Genomic DNA, 16645 nt, shown 5'->3' on the forward strand with positions numbered 1-16645 from the left:
CCTCTCGGTCTTCTCGTTCTTGAGCAGGCCGAGGGCCGCGCGTCGGACGACGCTGAGGTTGGCGTCCGCGAGGCCCGTCCGGACGCGGCAGCGGTCCTCGCCGAAGGTCACGTCGAGCTGCCAGTGCAGCGAGTTCTCGATGGGCCTGTCATACTGCCCTCCAGGTGACAAGTTGTGCGAGAGGGGGAGCGAGCCGCACTGCCTCGACCCCCTCCGGATCGGATAGTCAAGATCAATCGTCACGCGGCCCGGGCGTCCGCAATCGGGCCAGCTGCTCCTGATGATTCCAGAGTCGGGGATATTCTTTCAAGCCCCGCAGCCGGTCCAGCTCGGTCGCGTCGATCCACACCGCCCAGGGGCCGCCACGCCCACCCGATTGGCGCGCGTGCAGCCAGCCTTTCTTCCGCCAGCCGTGCAGCGTATACGGCGATAAGGCCAGGGTCTGCGCCAGGTCGTGCAACCACACCTCGCCCGACGACAGGGCGCCCGCCGCCGCCGAGCGCGGCACGCGCGGCCTCAGCTCAATCTCATGGAGCAGCCGTCGTACAATCCCGCCCGTGAAACGGGTCGCCCGCTTCGGCGGCCGAAATCCTTCCCGGTCGAGGATCGTCGCGATCGCGTTCGGCGTCTCTCCCCGACCATGCAGAGCCGCGAGTCGCCCTGACAGCGGTTTCCATTGCTGTTGCTTTTTATATCCGAAGACTTCCCGCCGCAGCATCCGCTGCCGCACCGCACCTCCGGCCCATTCGACACGCACTACGACATGATCATCTTCTGAATTCAAGGTCAGCACCACCCGTTCGATGAGGAGCCTCACGATCCGGCGGCGGTCCGCGTTCGTCGTCGTGGGGGCATGCCACAAGGTCGGGATTTCCGCGGCCAGGCGGCGGATCCGCTCCCGGTCGGCCTCGCCCAAGACTCGCGGCTGCGCCCCGAGGAAACGATCGAAGCCCTCCTCCACCTTTCGGACGGCCTGCAACGCCTCGTCCCAGCGACGCTCCAGGGTGCGGCCCACCAGGCGATTCTCCGGCTCGCAGGCGTGGTATTGCCGGCCGGCCCGATCGGCCTCGTATCGCGCCCGCTCGACTCGACGCTCCCAGTCGCGGATCGCTTGACGTCGCTGCTCATCGACCCGTGACGCGGCCTCGAGGCTGGCGTCCAGGGCCGCCGGTTGCAAAGCCTCCAGGACCTCCTGGGCGACCCAGGCCTCGGCGTCGACCACCGAGACCGATTGACGCAGGGGTAGGCCATAGTCCGATCGCAGCGTGCTGCAGACGTACGTGGGACGACCGCCGCTCCGCCTGTAGCGCACGTACATCCGACGCCCGCATCGCCCGCACCGCACGACCCCCGCCAGCAAGGCGGCCCCGTCCCGCACCGCGCCGGGCGACTCGACTCGCGACCGGTTCGCCGCCATCCGCCTCCGGTTCGTCTCGAACCGGTCCCAACTGATATACGCCGGGTGCCGGTCCCTCAGGAAGACCTGGCACTCCTCCGCCGCCAGCCCGCTCTCGCGGCCGCTATTGGGACTGCCGGGCTTCCGGCGTCGCGGATCGACCGGACGAAACCCATAGATGTAAGCACCGGCATAGATGGGGTGCCGGAGGATGTGGCGGACGGTCTCCCGGCATGGGGGACGCCAGTCCAGCTCCCCGCGATCGGGCCCGCCGCGACGACGCAACGGCATCCGGATTCCGCAGGCGATCAGGTGGCGGAGGACGCCATGAACCGTCCCCTGCCGATCGAACTGATCGAAGACCGTGCGGACGATCTCCTGGACCTGCTCGTCCGGGTCCAGGGCGACCTCTCCGGCCGGCGACTTCACATACCCGACCGGGACGGCGACCACCAACTCCCCGCGACGGGCCTTGTTCAATTTCCCCTGATACATCCTCTGTTTGAGGACGTGCAGCTCGGCTTCATTCATCATGCCGGTCAGCCCGAGCAGGAGGCGATCCGAGTATTCGGTCGGGTCGTAGATCGATTCCGCGTCGGCGAGCAGGACGCGGAATCGGGCGCAGAGATCGATCAAGTGGTGCCAATCCTTGCAGGATCGGGCCAGCCGGCTCATCTCCAGGCCGAGGATCAACCCCACCCGATCCAGGGCGACCTCGGCGAGCAACCGCTGGAACCCCGCCCGGCCTTCGATCGATCGCCCGCTCTTGCCCAGGTCGTCGTCGATCACGTGGACCTGGGGCCGCGACCATCCCAGGTCGACGGCCCGGTCGGTCAAGGCGTATTGGCGGGCCGTGGATTCCTGATGCTCGAGGACCTGCTGCGGCGTCGACTGCCGGATGTAGACGACGGCGGACCGGTCGAGATGCCAGGACTTGAGCTTGGGGGACGCTGGCGCGTCATGCGAGAGGGTGGTCATGACTCGCCTCCCCCGTCGCAACCGCGTCGGCGCCCAGGGGACGTGCGAGGAGTTCGGCGAGGAGGCGTTGGAGCCTCCGCCGACGATCCGGCGGGAGTTGGGCCCAGATCGCGGTCAGTGGGTCCGGCGGAGATGCCGTGGGCGGGGGGGGACGCAGTTGGATTCGCTGTCGAGCATGAGGTGCCTCCGTGGTCCTGAGAGCGGGTGTCGCTCCACGCGGCCAACGCCAACAGGGCGTCTACGGCGATGGTAATCGGCCCTTCCGACGGCGCACAAGCTGTCGCTTCGTGGGTCTTCTGGCCGGGGGATCTCGATCCCCCAGTGGCCTCGCACGGCCTCGGCGAACGCCCGGGCGTCGAGGCGGCGGCTCAGGATGTAGTACCGCACCGCGTCGCTCGGCTTCCCGTCGCGCGTCGAGACGTTGATCGCGACGCCGATCGCCGCCAGGCCGGGCCATCGCTCGCGGTCGGGGAGGTCGGCCGGGGCGTCGCAGACGTAGTAGGCCCGGTGGTCGGCCCGGCCGTGCCCCTTCTCCTTCGTCTCGTGCCGCGTCACGGCGACCGTGGCGAAGTCGTCCTCCATGTGCCCCAGGAAGTGGCCCTCGACCCCGCGGTGCAGCGTCGGCTGATTGTCCTTCACGGCCAGGACGTAGTCGGCCTTCCGATCGCGGATCGCCCCGGCGATCTCGACCTGGCAGCCCATCGCGTCGATCGTGACCAGGCAGCCCTCAAGCTCCAGGAGTTCGGGGATCGCCGTGATCTCGTTCGACTTCGCGTCGACGACCACCTGCCCTAGGCTCAGCCGGGCGTCCGTCGCCCAGGCCGAGACCATGTAGATCGCCGACTTGCCCGAGGCCCGGTCGAAACTCCCGCGCAACGTCTTGCCGTCGATCGCCACGACCCGACCTGCGGTCGCCTCGTGGAGCGCGGCGATCCAGCCCAGCAGGCAGGCCTCGAAGGCCCTCGTGTCGAGCGCGCGGAAGATGGCGTTGAAGCGGTCGTGCAACGGGACCCCGGCGGAGAGGTCGAGGAACTTCGACAGCCAGTCGCGCCGCTCGCGGCCCCACAATGCGATGGAGACGAAGTCGTCGGCCCCGGCGACGACGGCGCAGACCGCGATGGCGACGACGTTGATCAGCGGGTGCATAACCTTGCGCCGCCGCGGGTCGGCGAGGCTCGCGAAGTGGTCGTGGAGGCGTACGGAAGGGGGCGAGGGGTCGGGCTCGGGCGTCGGCATGATCGATCCAGGACCTTGGGCGGCCCGCCCGCCGGGCTGCCGCCCGGCCATCGCGGGCCGATCCTCAAGATCTTCGCAGGTCACCCATCATGGCGCAATCGCCCTGGGCGGCACCGCCGGTTCGCGAAGAATTCGGTCATATCGAAAATGTAATCGGTAAGAACGGGTCGAGTGTGAAGCCCCGGACGAAAACCGTCGACGTCGCCGGGAATCAGCCATGTCATTTCAGTAGGACCCCAGACCCTCCGTCCCATGGCTTGCCACCGACGCCAACTTCCATCGAAGCATGCCCTACCTTTGGGGACATAAGGTCCGAGAGCAACTGGCCAGCATCCATAAGCATGCACGCAATCAATATGGTCGCTTCGTGCAGGCTAACTCCCTTTCCCATGTCCGACCGCTTGTCTCAAAAACGCTCGTTTTTGGGACAAGTTGCCGCATCATTATCCTTGTGTTTCTTCGGCACCCCTCCCTCATGTCCGACCGAGCCTCGCGTTCATCCCCGGCACCCCCCGGACCCATTCGGGAAGTCCAAAGCGGCGGGCCTCGGCCTGGTCGTCTCGGCAACGCTCGTAGAAGTCCTGCAAATCGTCGAGCTTCCCCTCGTGCCCTTCCACGATTCGCAACAACAGGTCGGTGAAGGATTCGGTCGGCCGGCCCCCTTCCGAGTCGGGCTCGAAGTCCCCGTCCGCCTCGTACCCGGTAAATACCCTGGGGTCGTCCCGCCCGAACTCGGCGGCGAGGACCTGCCCGCTGTGGCAGTGGAACGAGAGGACAAGATGAGGGCGGCCCGACCAGTCGACGACGGGCGGCAAGTCGGGCCCGATGCCGGACTTGACCAGCTCGTGCAGGAAGACTTCGCCGTCGACGGCAGCCTCGACGAAGCACGCCAGGGGGGTGGACTGGTAGAACTCGCGTATCGCGTCCGGTAGCCGGACCCCTCGCCGGGCCTCGAACTCGGCGACCCCGGGAACGGTGCCCAGGGCCCGGAACCAGCCTGGCACCCGGTCTTCCATCGCCCGCACCTCAGGGCAATCCAGGTAGCCGCGGGCCTCGGCCAGGTCTCGTATGCGTCGGAGATAGTGCATGGGCACCGTCGCCTCCCGATGTTCGAGCGGTCGGACGTAGAGTTATGTCATCTTCCCACCTCGTAACCGCTTCGTGCTAACAGTTCTCTCGGGCCTTTTACCGGGGATGACTCCCTTTCTATGCGTCCAAGCGGCTGTGTCAAAAACGCCCGTTTCCGAGACGACCGGGACCGACACTGCGAGGCTTGCAGGAACGGGCCGCAATCGGTCCCGCTACCCGTCCCGGAATCTCCGTCCCAAAACCTCGCCGCATCGGTCGAGTTTCGAGACGCTCCCTCGGTCGTCCACGACGAGTCGACCACGACGAGTCGATCGAGCGGGGACGCCCGCGGTCAGTCGCTGGGCCGCCGGACCGCCACGTCGAGCGGAGCCGCTTCAACTTCTCAGGCCAGGCCTGCGGCGAGACGACCGCCCGGTTCTTCACCTGACCGCCCTTCTCCGCCGACCGCAGGTACTCGGCACTGCAGCCTCCCTGACGGTCGTCGCCATCCACCTCGTCGTTCGGGCCGTCCCATGCCTACCGTCGAACTTCGCAGGATCGTCAAAGGCGGCCAGCCGGGCGGCCGGGCACCGAAGGGCTGGCTCGCCAAGGACGGTCCGGCACCGTGGCTCGCCGACTATGGGCTCGTCCATGCCTCGACCGATGCCTATCCCGAGCGGACCCGGCTGAACGTCCGGCACTCCGAAGAACTGATGGAGGACTGCGATCCGGGCCGCCGAGTCGACCGGCTTGTGAGTCCAGGCCCTGGACCAGGTGGACCTCGTGGCGCGACTTAAGCGGGGGGTGCGGGAATCGGGACGCGGCGGCATGGATCGGGCCGGCCGACGGCCCCGGCTGGCTCTCTTTGCGGAACGCGTGCCGCGCGCCGGGCAAGCCCCGGTGGGACGTAAACCCGGACTCCGACGCCCCCAGGCTGTCCTGTGGTTCCTATAAGCGGCCGACGCCGGGACGGTCCAGGTGCTGAGGCCTCGCGAGCAACAGGCCCGGGGCCTCGAGACGTCGGGCGGGGCCTTCCTAATTCGCCTGTTCCTCCTCGCTGCGGGCAGTCACGCGGCCTCTTGGTCCTCGCCCGCCTTGCCCACCCGGAGCTGATCGAGCAGGGCAAGCAGCAACGGCTCGATTGCCTCGCTCGGGACGCCCGCCTTGCGGCTCACCTCGACGCGGAACCCCTGGGCCTTGAGCACGACCCGGACGGGGACCTTCGGTGCCTTCGGCTTGCCCTTCGGGGTTCGCTTGACACGGGCGGCGAGATCCTTCTGGCCAAGCCCCTGGCGGACGGTCTCCTCGGCGAGGCGGACTTGCTCGGTCGGATCCTCGAGCTTGGCGATCTCGTGCGCGGCCGAGGGCGCCAGCCCCCCCTGCTCCACCCGATCCTGGATCTCGGCCGGGAGCTTCAGGAGCGAAAGCGCGCGAACGATCGCGGTGCGCGAGACGGCCAACTCCTCGGACAGCTTCTCCTGGGTCCAACCCTGACGGTCCATCAGCGACCGGAACGCGCGGGCCTGCTCCATCGGCGAGAGGTCCTCGCGCAGGCAATTCTCCACGAGTTGGAGGGCGAGCTTCTCCTTGTCGCCGAGGGTGCCATCGCGGATCACGGCCCGTATGGTCGCCAGGCCGGCGAGCTGGGCGGCCCTCCAGCGGCGCTCCCCGAGTATGATTACGTAAGCCCCCCTGCCCTCGTCCCAACGCACCTGGATGGGCTGGAGCTGGCCGCGAGTCTTAAGCGACTCGGCCAGCCGCTCGAGCGCCTCGGGATCGAACTCGGTGCGTGGCTGATCGGTGTCCGGTTGGATGCGGCCCGTCTCGATGACCGCTACGTCCAGGGCCCGGGTCACCCCGGCGTGCTTACCGACCCGCTCTCGGGCCTGCGGCGCCGGGGCGGCGGGGCCGCGCTCGAAGAGGCCGATCGACTCGCGCAGGTTCCCCGAGATTGCCTTCAGCTCTTCGGACTTGCTCACGCCGCGACTCCTTCCGCGATGGGGGACGTGCCGGCGGCCCGCGCCAGCAACTCCTCGGCCACGGCCAGGACGGCCTTAGCCGCCGCGCTCTTCGGCTTGTATTGGTGCACCGTCTTCCGGTGGGCGACGGCCTCGGGGAATTCCGGCCGCATCGGCAGGCGTGCGGCGAAGACCTGCTCCCCGTACGCGGCGCGGAGGCTCGCCTCGTACTCGCGGTGGAGGGCTCTGGCGGGCGCGACCATCGTCAACAGGTAGCCGAGCAACTCGACGGGATACCCTTCGCCGCGGACGGCGTCCAGCGAGTCTAGGACGTCCGCGATCCCCTGGGCGCCGTAGTCTTCCGGCTGGAGTGGGACCAGTAGCGCGTCAGAGGCGGCGAGGGCGGCGAAGGAGGCGCCGTACAGATTCGGTGGCGGGTCAACGAGGACGATATCGAAGTCGTCCTCAACCTGGGCGAGGAAGTCGCGCAGCGATTCCCGCGACTCACGAGGCAGGAGCAACGGGCGGGAGTCGTTCCACTCGGCCGCGGCACGGCTCCCCGGCAGGATTGACACGCCGGCCAGCGGCGTCGGCCGGATCACCTGATCGGGGTAGGGGAGGCGGCCCGCGAAGATCTCGGCAATCGTCTCCTCAGGGGGCATCGCCCTGGTTCCGGCGGGGCCGAACCACCCCTGGGAAAGCGAGGCTTGAGGATCGGCGTCAACGACGAGCACCCTCCGCCCCAGCGGCCCAGCGAGGGCCCCCGAGAGGTGGTGGGTGCAGGTCGTCTTCCCGACGCCGCCCTTCTGGTTTAATAGAGTCACGACGAGCACGGGACGCCTCCCATGTGCGGACCGCACATCGCCCTCCCGGGAACGCCCCGGGCGCGCGATTCGACGGTGCCGCCCTGCCCTTGTGATCGACCGCCGGCGCGCGGAAATCCACCACCATTCCGGACGCGGTGTGCGGACCGCACATCAGGCCGGCGCAGGCGTCGCCGAGGACGCATTCCGAGCCGGTGTGCGGACCGCACACCGTGTTGTCGGCCAAGCGCGCGGTGCGATCCCGAGGGGGGGGTTCATAGGCCCACAAAGGCCGCCGATCGCGCGGCACACGTACGGCTATTCCGCGACCGCCTCTTTCACCTACGACGATTCTCGACTTCGGACCCGCCCCCCGTGAGCCAGTGGTCGGAAAGCTCGTAAAATAACAAACCACGAGGGTTTCGCTGGAGCCTGTCAGGACCCGCCCGACGCCGAGTGGCCGCTGTAGTTCCGCCGAACCTCGGCAAACTGGCACTGCAACAGCGCGGGGGACTACCTGCGACGTGCTGTATGGCCCGTGGCAAAGCTGTGGGCGAGGGAGTCAATCATCCGGGCTACCTCGCGCCGCGAGACGCTACTACCAAAAGAGTCGGCTCGGCGAACGGCTATTTTCGGTGAGGCGAGGACTTCTCGGCCCCGGGGGAGGGGCGTCCTGAAGGCCGCCGGAGGGCCCGAGGGGCGTCGAGTTCGAGAGGGGAGGAGAGGGTTTGGGGGGGCGTCGTTGTGTCGCCGCACGCGGACGCGAAGGAGGCCCTGGGCCTCACTCGCTCGCGTCGTCTTGGGGAAGGCCGAGCGTGGTCCTGATGAACGGGTTCCTGATGGAGAGCCGGAAGAGGGACGCCGCAAGCGACCCTCCCCTGACCGCCGTCTGCTCGTAGACCTTCACGAACTCCGGGTCGGCCGCGGCGACCGCTTCCCGGTCGAGGGCGTCCCGCCCCTCGGCCGAGAGCCCGTCCCAATATTCGCGGACCTGGGCGTTAGCCTCGTCGCACCGCCTCGCGTGCTCACGCTTCCGCCTGGCCTCCGCGGCCTCGAGCTTCCGCCGCTCGTTCATTGCCCTCTGCTGCTCGGCCTTCTCGGCCTTCGAGACGAAGCCCTCCGGCCGCGAGTAATCGTCCCGGACGGCCTTGGTCAGGTAGGCACCGAGATCGAGAATCTTCCTCGTCCCCTTCTTTTTGAGCCAGTCGACCTGTTCGATTTGGGCCCGCACCCGCTCCTCGGGGAAGCCCGTGACGAGCTCCCTCGCGGTCTTGGAGGACACGCCGCGGGCAACGAGTTCCGACTGCAGCTCGCTCGGCTCTTCCCCATCGCCGACGCCGTCGGCGGGGAGGGCCTGAGGGGCCGTGACGGGAACTCCGCTCCGCGCGAATGTGACGCTCCATTGGCCCCGGCCCGTCTGGGCGAACCGCTCCTCGGAATCCATCCCCTTCAAGAATCCCGCCTCCGTGAGCTCGTCGATGGCGGGCTGGAGCTTCTGCTTGAGCCGCCAGCACTCGTAATTGCGGCTCATCCCCACATGCTCGCAGGCGAGCGTCCGGAGGTCGAAAGTCCACTCGGACTTCTTGTAGAACCGCTTGTCGAGAAACCGGTAGAGCTGCTTCGAAATGGAGCTCTTCAGCGAGAAGTAGACCTTCAGGTCGAGCTTCTTCAGATTGTTCGCCTGGAAGCTCTTGAAGAACTCGGAACTCCATCGAATCGTCGAGGGGGGCGGGGCGATTTGCCGGGTCCGGCAGCCACGGCGTTGCTCTTGCTCGATGACGGTCGCCGCCTCGAGAATGTGGAAGCTGTAGTTGCCCTTCGTCTTCGTGTCGTTGTCCCACCAGGACTTCTTGTAGATCAGCGTGACCCCCACCCAGCGGTTGAGCGACTCGGTAAGCCGCTCGTAGTAAAAGCCCCGGTCGGGCCAGCCAAGGACCTTCATGAGCTCGTATCGCGTGAAGTGCAGCGTCGTGCTCTCGTAATTGTTCTTCTTCTTCGTGAGGTGCAGCAGGCCGATAATGACGTCGACGTCGAGGGCGGTCGGGAGCCCGAGCAGGTCGCTCCCGGTGATGGTGACCGTCTCATCCTTGTCGTGGTAGACGACAGTCTTAATACCCGCGGGGGCCCGGTCGGCGAGCAGGGCGATGGGGTATTCGGCGAGATTCATCTCGTCCCGACCCTCGCGTTCTCGCGATACGTCCGGGAGAGTCTCGAGAACCGTGGTCTCGCCGACCTGCTCTGGTCCCATCCATCCCTCGTAATCGAAGAGAAGAAAGCAACAACCCTAGGTTTGGTTGTTGTTCTTAGTTATAAGTTGAAGAGGTTATAGGTAGGGTGGTCGAAAGTCAAATAATATCAAGAGTTTACATCCGAAAAACCTCCCCCGTTTTGCGGTAAATCCACACCTCGTTTTGCGGTAAATCCACACCTCGTTTTGCGGTAAGATCACACCTCGTTTTGCGGCCCCAGCCACCCCCCGTTTTGCGGTATACCACCCTTCGTCTTGCGGTACTTCTACCCTTCATTTTGCGGTACGAAATGGACTAACGCTCAAATCCTTTTCATCTTCCGGGCGATCTTTTCGTTTCCGGCCTCGGGCCTCCCTCTTGCCTCAAGCTGGCCCTTCCAGACCACCCCTCAACTTGCGGTGCTGCGGGGCGGACGAACAGGCCTCGCTGCGAGGGCCTGGGAGGGTTTCCACAGGGTCGAGTTTTTCCGGAAAACACGACCTGGTGAAGCAGTTGATAGAGGTGTCGACCGATAAAATCCAGCTGGCGTTCACCCGCTACGGCACCTCCAAGTGGGAGACGGCCCTAGCGCAAGCTCGCCGCCTCATGGATTTGGACGACCCCGATGAGCGGGTCCTCGGCGAGCGACTCAGGGCCGAAGTGATGAAGGAATCTCGTACGAGCCAACGAGGGTGCTCACGACCCTTCGTCGACTTCGCGATCTTCCCTAACTGAGGCTACACCGTCGCCCGGGTGGGAGAAGGAGTCGGCGAACCTATCGGGCAATCCGTCCAAGAGATCCGCTGAGCCGAAATGCCCGGCCCTCAACTCCAAGTCCCAGCCCCTGAAGCATGGGCCTGGGAGGCCTCGGAAAATCCAGGACTAAACGCCGCCCCCGAGCTCCAGGTGACTGTCGCCATACGGGTCGAGGGCGTCGACGCTGTGGCGGTTTCCACCGATGTCGCCGTCGAGGGTACTCGGGTCAGGCTGACACGGGCGATGGCGAGCTCTCGGTTCTTCAGATCCCATGCACGCGAATCGTTCCAGACGATCCAGGACGACACAACGCAATGGAGCAGCGGCCAGGCCCGCTGAGCTGCTCGAGCCGCCCCGGTCCCCCCTCCCCAGTCCGCGGCTTCCTCCAGTTCCACGCCGATCGCGGCGACATTCCGGAACACCGCGGATGAGCGAGGCTCAACATGGTCGCCACAGTATCACGACTCGACGTCGGCAACGCCACCTCCATCTCGGGACCGACGTCAGCCAAGTGCACAACCCGGGCACCAGGACGCGTCAGCTCGGGTGGGACGTCTAATTCGCCGTTGACGAGTCGTTCTCACCGGCCTGCTGCGTGGAAATGTCGAGCAGGTTCAATCCAGGGCCGCGAGGGGTCGTGGCGGAGCATTAACACGTCGGGAGCGAATGTTGAGCGTCCGCCTGGACGAAGGGTCGGCCGCCGTCGACCTTGCAGTCGGGGCCGGGGACTGCCGGCTGGACTGCCGAGGACCCGAGCCGCGGTCGCACGCTGAAGATAACGGTCTCCGAGGCCGCGAAGCCGCCCGCCGCCGCGAGCCGTAAATCCTGACCGGGTCGGTTGATGAGTCGATCGCACGGGTCGTTTGAATTCGAGGTGGTCGTATCCACCACCAGGGCGAATTCAAACGACGCCGGGATTGCGGATCGACGTGGCCGAGGGCTAAGGAAAAGCCGCAGGGCGCCGGGGTCGAAGCCCCGGCGCCCTGCGGCGGGTCGGGCCGGCGAGGGCCCCGGGATCAGGCCGGCGAGGGCCGAGGGCCGTCGTCGGCGGGCTTCGGGGCGTATCGGCCCAGCAGCTTGCGACGCGTGCGGCCGTCCGGCACGGCCCTGCCCAGCAGGCCGCATCCGTGCCTGATCGCCTTGGCGGCCGTGTTGCGGTCGCACCCCAGCCGGGCCGCGACCTCGTCGTACAGCAGCCCCCGGTCGTAGAGCCGGACGGCCTCGTCGGCCATCCGCATGAACGCCGGCGGCTCGAGCGTCCTCTGCGCCGGCGTCAGCGCGGAGCGGCGGGAACGCCCGTCCGGCGGCTCCAGGCCGCGGACGCGATGCCAGGCCGCCAGGGCCTTGGAGGCCAGCTTGTGGTGGATGCCCAGGCGGGCCCCGATCTCCTTGTACAGCAGGCCCTGGTCGTACAGCTCCTTGACCGCGTCGGCGTGGGCCTCGCACGGCGCCGGCGCGCGGAAGTCGATCGCGACCGCCTGCCCCGCCGCGTCCGCGTCCGGGCCCGGGACGCCCGGCAGGCGGAGGCGGAACGTCCCCCTGAGCCAGCCCCGCTTGATCTCGCGGCCGCCCGCCTGGACCAGGTCGACGCGGCCCCCGGTGAGCATGTCGACGACCTCCCGGACCTCGAGGTCGTCGAAGGCGTCGCCCCCCGCGGCGGCCTCCTCAAGGATCGCGCCCAGCCGCGCGAGCAGCTCGCGCGCGCCGCCCTCGTCGGGGACCTCGACCGGCCGGCCGGCGTCGGCCTCCAGGCCGGCGAGCTCGGCGGCGGCGGCCTCGCGCTCGCGCCGCAGCGCCTGCAGCCTCTTCGTGGACTCGCGGACGTCGCGGTCGCCGAGCCCGAGGTTGTCCATCAGGAGCCCGATCCGCCGCGTCAGCGAGCCGTCCCGCGCCCGCAGCTCGTCGAGGCGGGCCGGGTCGGGGGCCTGCAGCGCGGCCGCCGCGGCGCGGCAGGCCGCCGCGACCTCCGCCGCCAGGCCCTCGTCCGCCCGGAGTCGGCGGGCCAGGGTGGCGCAGATCAGGCGCAGGGCCAGGCCCCGGTTGAGGACCGAGCAGAGGGGCTTCAGGGCCCTCCCCGTCGCCTGGCAGTCCTTGCAGATGAGCATCTTGCCGTGGTCGCCGCCCGAGTACATCATGCGGCCGTGCGCGGCGCAGAAGAACAGGCCGCCCAGGGCCCTGGGCCGGGAGCGGCCGTCGCCGTCGCGGGGCTTGCGGCCGGCGGCGCGGCGGTCCCCCTCGCCGAGCCGGACCTGGGCCCGCAGCCAGAGGTCGTCGGGGACGATCCGCAGGGGCTCCCACTGGGCCGACATCAGCGGCTCGTCCCTGCGGACCTGGACGACGTAGTCCTCCCGGCCCTTGTAGACGGACTGGTAGCGGCCGTACTCCCACGCCCCCCGGTAACGGCCGTTGGCCAGGAGCCGGCGGACCGACGCCTGGGACCAGCCGGCCAGCAGCCTGGAGTTGAGGGCGGCCCGCGGCTCGCCGTTGAGGCGGCGCGCGACCTCGGCGATCGAGACGCCGTCGCGGGCGTACCATTCGAAGGCCCGGGCCACCCAGGGGGCGGCCTCGGGGTCGACCTCGTAGACGCGGGCGGGCAGGCCTTTCTTGGTGAGGAGGCCCTCGAGCTCGCGGCCGCGGTAGCCGAAGGTCACCGCGCCGTGGACCCTGCCCAGCGCGAAGAGGCCCTCCTGGCCGGCGCGGACGTGGGCGGAGGCCGAGGCCACGACGACCTCGTCGACCATGGCGTGGGCCTGCAGCATCAGGGACCAGCGCCCGGCGTCGGCCGTGTCGACGCCGGTCGAGGTGAAGACGCAGCGCACGCCGCGTTCGACGATCTCCTCGTGGACGAACTGCAGCGCCCGGTAGACCTTGCGCGCGAGCCGGTTGGTGGAGAAGATCAGGACGATCTGCACGGCCCCGCCCCGGGCCAGGAGGGCGCGGAGGCGGTCGAGGCCGGGGCGGCGGTCCTTGCAGCCCCGGACGGCGGCGTCGTGATGGACGTGCTCGCGGGGCACGAAGACCTTCAGCTTGAGGGCCGCCTCGAGGACGGCCCTGACCTGGTCGCCGATGCTGCCCTGGGTCCTGGTGGAATAGCGCGCGTAGATCGCGCCGACGAGCTCGCACTCGTCGCGGGGGAGCCGGCGGTGGGCGTCGGCGATCAGGCCGTCGATCTCGAGGTCGACGTCGCGGGGGGCGTGGGGCCCGTCCGGGGATGCTGGGCGGCGCATGTCGTTTCTCCTTGATGTCGGGCGGGTCCGTGCGCGTCCGGAAGGGGTCGCGCCCCGGAATTCGCCGAGCGGCGGGCCCGAGGCCCCGCCCGACGCGCCGATCTTCGCAGGGCGCGCGCAACGGTACGGGGCCCCGAGATCCGGATTCTCGGGGCCCCGCGGGATTCCGATCTGCGAGGGCGGGCGCGACGGCGCCGGGGGCCTCCCGGCGGGCGGGGGGATCCGGCGTCAGGGGCGGGCGTCGGGGGGGGGCGTCGGGGTCGCGGGCCTACGCCTGAGGCGGGCGGAGGCCGCCTTGCGCCACTTGCGGACCCGGCCCTCGCTCAGGCGGAGCGACCCGGCCAGGCCGCGGACGAGGTCGGCGACGAACCCCGAGGTCCGCCTCGCCGTCCGATAGCGCGCCGAGGCGACGCGCTCCCAGTGCAGGATCTCGAACATGCGCGCCATCCCCGCGCGGCCGGGGGGGCCCGCGGCGGCGTCGGCGAGGCCGGAGGCGAGGGCCTGCGCGCGATGCGCCCGGCGGAGCTCCCGGGGCAGGCGCGCGTCGCCGTCGAGGTCGTGGTGGATCGGGATGAAGGCGTAGACGCCGCGAGGGCGCGGCGCGGTCGACGCGGGCGGGGCGCCCGAGACGACGGGGCCCAGGGGCACGGGCAGGTCCCACGTCGCGGCCCCCGCGAGCGCCCAGCGGTCGCAGAATCCGGCGAAGGCCGTCGCGAAGGCGGCCCCCGGCCCCGGCGGCCCCGGGTCGAGGCCGTCGCGACGGATCGGGAACCGGGGCCGGGCGTCCTCCGGCAGGGCGGCCCATCGGGCCCGCTGGGCCTCGAAGTCCCGGACGAAGGCCGGGTCGGTGACCAGCCGCGCCGCGCAGGCCTTGAGGCGGAGGTCGGCGTCCCCGAGGCGGCGGCCGTCGGCCGTCGAGTCCCTCGATCGGACCGAGGGGCGGGCGGCCGGCTCGGCGGAGCCGGGGGCGAGGAATGGATAGGCGACGGGAGTCCCGTCGTGGTGGAAGCCCGCGGCGGAGGCGCGCGCGCACAGCCGGCCGAGCGCCAGTTCGGCCGCCTGGGCGGCGTCGTCGATATGCTTGGCGGCCCACAGAGTATCGATCAGGACCTTGGGGAGGCGGTACACGGGTTCGCCCCGCGGCAGCCCTTCCAGCCAGGACGCATGGTCCTCGCGGAATTGGGCCCATCGGCGAGGGATCGAAGGGTCGGGGGCGGGGGGCCGCCGGGGGCGTCCCGGGGCCGGCTCATCCGGGGGGGCGGCGCTCATGGTCGGCGGTCCTCGCGGCCTCGGGCCCGCCGGCGGGGGGCCGGCCCCCCTCCTCGCGGCGTTCGAGCAGCCAGCGGCGGGCGAGGATCCGGCCCAGGAGCCGGACCAGGCGCTCGCGCCGCGGGTCGGCCGCGTCGGTCGGGGAGGGGGGGGCCGGCCGGGGCGCGGCGTCGGACGTGTCCGGGGCGTTCGCGTCGAAGGGGGATTCCATCGGGATGCTCCTCGGGGATGGGACGCCGCCCGTGCGGCCCGCGCCCCGGGCGGGGCGGTCCGGGTCGCGGGGCGGGGCCCTTCTCATGGATCTCTGAATACGCCGCGGAAAGGGCTGCGATCGAGCGGCGTCCGGCCGTCGCGGAGGATGACGCGCGGCGCGCCCGATCATGGGTGCGGGCGGGCCGGGCCGTCAAGCTCGGCCCGTGGGACGATCCGGACGCCGCGGGCGGGCCCTCGAGGGCCCGCGCCCGCGCGATCCTCTCTTCGACGCCCGAGAAAGGGCGGGGGGCTTCACGACGCGGCGGCGAGCATGGCGACGTCGGCCCCCTCCCCGTGCCCGAGCTCCGCGGCCTCGGCGGGCGCGGGGGCGGCGAGGCCGCGGAGGTCCCAGCCGCGGCGGTGCAGGTCTTCGAGCTCGGCCGCCGGGAACCACGCCGGCCGCGGCTGGGTCGAGGCGACGATCGGCCGGAGGGGGTCGAGCAGGGCCGCCATGAGGTCGGCCGGCGCGTACGCGACCCGGGCCGAGAGCCGCCCGCGCATCGCCTCGCAGAGCGCGAGGCGGTCCCCGGGCGTGAACTCGGCGGCGTCGGCCAGCCGGGCCGCCGCGGCGTCGACCCGGGCGCGGTCGTCGCGGCGGTCGCGCGGCCCCAGCAGGCCGAATCGTTTGTAGATCTCGAGGGCCGGGTTCGCCGCCTCGAGCCCGCCCAGCCGCGCGGTCGCGGCGTAGACCGCCGCGCCGCCCGGGGGGCGGAGGGGCCGCCCGCCTTCCACTTCGATCGCGCCCGGGGCCCCCTCGGCGGACGAGGACAAGTACTCGACCGGATAGAGGAAGCGGTCCCGCCGGCCCGGGATCCGGAGCACAGTGGGGACGCCCTCCCAGGCCTCGCGGACCTGGGCGGGGGCGGGGTCGTCGCCGAAGGCCCGGGCGAGCCGCGCGGCGAACCCGGCCGAGCGCCGGGCCCGGACGCGGGCCGGGTAGCCCAGGTACGTCCTGGGGATCGGCGGGGCCGCGGCCGGGGCCGAGGGCCGGCGGCGGGCGATCATGTCGGCGACGCGGCGGGCCAGGTCGCCCAGCGGCGAGTCGTCGGCCCGGAGGGAGGCCGGCGAGCGGTCGCGCAGGGAGAGGTCCCAGGCCCCCTGGACGTCGTCGGCCCCGAGCGCGACGAGGCCGGCGGCGTCGTCGACGCGGGGCTGCAGGCAGGCCAGGATCGGCCGGCCGCCGGCCTCGCGGACGAGCCAGAGCCGCAGGTCGGCCGCGCGTTCGAACGGGCCGCCGAAGCGGGGGGCGTCCCACCGCGTCCAGACCGCGGCCGCCAGGCCGGCGGCCTTTTCGCGCCGGCGGGGGTCGGCGAAGGAGAAGTCGGAGGCGTCGCTGCGGATCCGGGTCTTGCGGGGCATCGTCGGGCCTTTCGTCCGAGGGTGTGGTCGTCCAGGAGCGTCCCCTAAGGAGCACCAATCCTCTATGACGCGGAAACGGCCTCGATTCAGGCCCCGCGGCTCGCCGGCCCGGGCC

The 16645-nt window shown here is 70.2% G+C and carries 11 protein-coding genes and 1 pseudogene; 1 reads left to right on the top strand and 11 read right to left on the bottom strand.

Annotation, left to right across the window (positions count from 1 at the left end; all coding sequences use genetic code 11):
- The 7 genes and pseudogenes from PZE19_RS31800 to PZE19_RS31830 all read right to left on the bottom strand — a co-directional run.
- Positions 1-141: pseudogene (locus tag PZE19_RS31800) on the bottom strand (ISAs1 family transposase); the annotation flags it as partial.
- A gap of 91 nt (positions 142-232) precedes the next feature.
- Complete coding sequence (locus tag PZE19_RS31805; protein ID WP_277864700.1) at positions 233-2374, bottom strand: recombinase family protein; 2142 nt, start codon at positions 2372-2374, stop codon at positions 233-235.
- 114 nt (positions 2375-2488) lie between these two features.
- Positions 2489-3610: an ISAs1 family transposase gene (locus PZE19_RS31810; protein WP_277864701.1), complete on the bottom strand. Its 1122-nt coding sequence runs from the start codon at positions 3608-3610 to the stop codon at positions 2489-2491.
- 473 nt (positions 3611-4083) lie between these two features.
- Positions 4084-4698, bottom strand: coding sequence for a hypothetical protein (locus PZE19_RS31815; RefSeq protein WP_277864702.1), 615 nt, complete (start codon positions 4696-4698; stop codon positions 4084-4086).
- 1047 nt (positions 4699-5745) lie between these two features.
- Positions 5746-6657 (bottom strand): ParB/RepB/Spo0J family partition protein, encoded by a 912-nt coding sequence (locus tag PZE19_RS31820; protein WP_277864703.1) that lies wholly within the window; start codon positions 6655-6657, stop codon positions 5746-5748.
- Positions 6654-7469, bottom strand: a complete 816-nt coding sequence (locus PZE19_RS31825; protein ID WP_277864704.1) for a ParA family protein — start codon at positions 7467-7469, stop codon at positions 6654-6656. Before PZE19_RS31825 ends, PZE19_RS31820 begins: the two co-directional genes overlap by 4 nt.
- A 751-nt stretch (positions 7470-8220) precedes the next feature.
- A complete protein-coding gene (locus PZE19_RS31830; protein ID WP_277864705.1) occupies positions 8221-9606 on the bottom strand; it encodes a replication initiator protein A in 1386 nt (461 codons plus the stop codon).
- A 565-nt stretch (positions 9607-10171) separates the two neighbouring features.
- Between PZE19_RS31830 and PZE19_RS31835 the strand changes: the two genes are divergently transcribed.
- Positions 10172-10402, top strand: coding sequence for a hypothetical protein (locus tag PZE19_RS31835; protein WP_277864706.1), 231 nt, complete (start codon positions 10172-10174; stop codon positions 10400-10402).
- A 1037-nt stretch (positions 10403-11439) separates the two neighbouring features.
- Here PZE19_RS31835 and PZE19_RS31840 read toward each other — a convergent pair.
- From PZE19_RS31840 to PZE19_RS31855, 4 genes are all read right to left on the bottom strand, one after another.
- On the bottom strand, positions 11440-13650 hold the full coding sequence (locus PZE19_RS31840; RefSeq protein ID WP_277864707.1) for a recombinase family protein: 2211 nt from the start codon (positions 13648-13650) through the stop codon (positions 11440-11442).
- 228 nt (positions 13651-13878) lie between these two features.
- Positions 13879-14919, bottom strand: coding sequence for a hypothetical protein (locus PZE19_RS31845; RefSeq protein ID WP_277864708.1), 1041 nt, complete (start codon positions 14917-14919; stop codon positions 13879-13881).
- Positions 14897-15130, bottom strand: a complete 234-nt coding sequence (locus tag PZE19_RS31850) for a hypothetical protein (RefSeq protein WP_277864709.1) — start codon at positions 15128-15130, stop codon at positions 14897-14899. Before PZE19_RS31850 ends, PZE19_RS31845 begins: the two co-directional genes overlap by 23 nt.
- A gap of 293 nt (positions 15131-15423) precedes the next feature.
- Positions 15424-16530 (bottom strand): hypothetical protein, encoded by a 1107-nt coding sequence (locus tag PZE19_RS31855; RefSeq protein WP_277864710.1) that lies wholly within the window; start codon positions 16528-16530, stop codon positions 15424-15426.
- Positions 16531-16645 lie beyond the last annotated feature (115 nt).

The organism is Paludisphaera mucosa (assembly GCF_029589435.1).
GTDB lineage: Bacteria > Planctomycetota > Planctomycetia > Isosphaerales > Isosphaeraceae > Paludisphaera > Paludisphaera mucosa.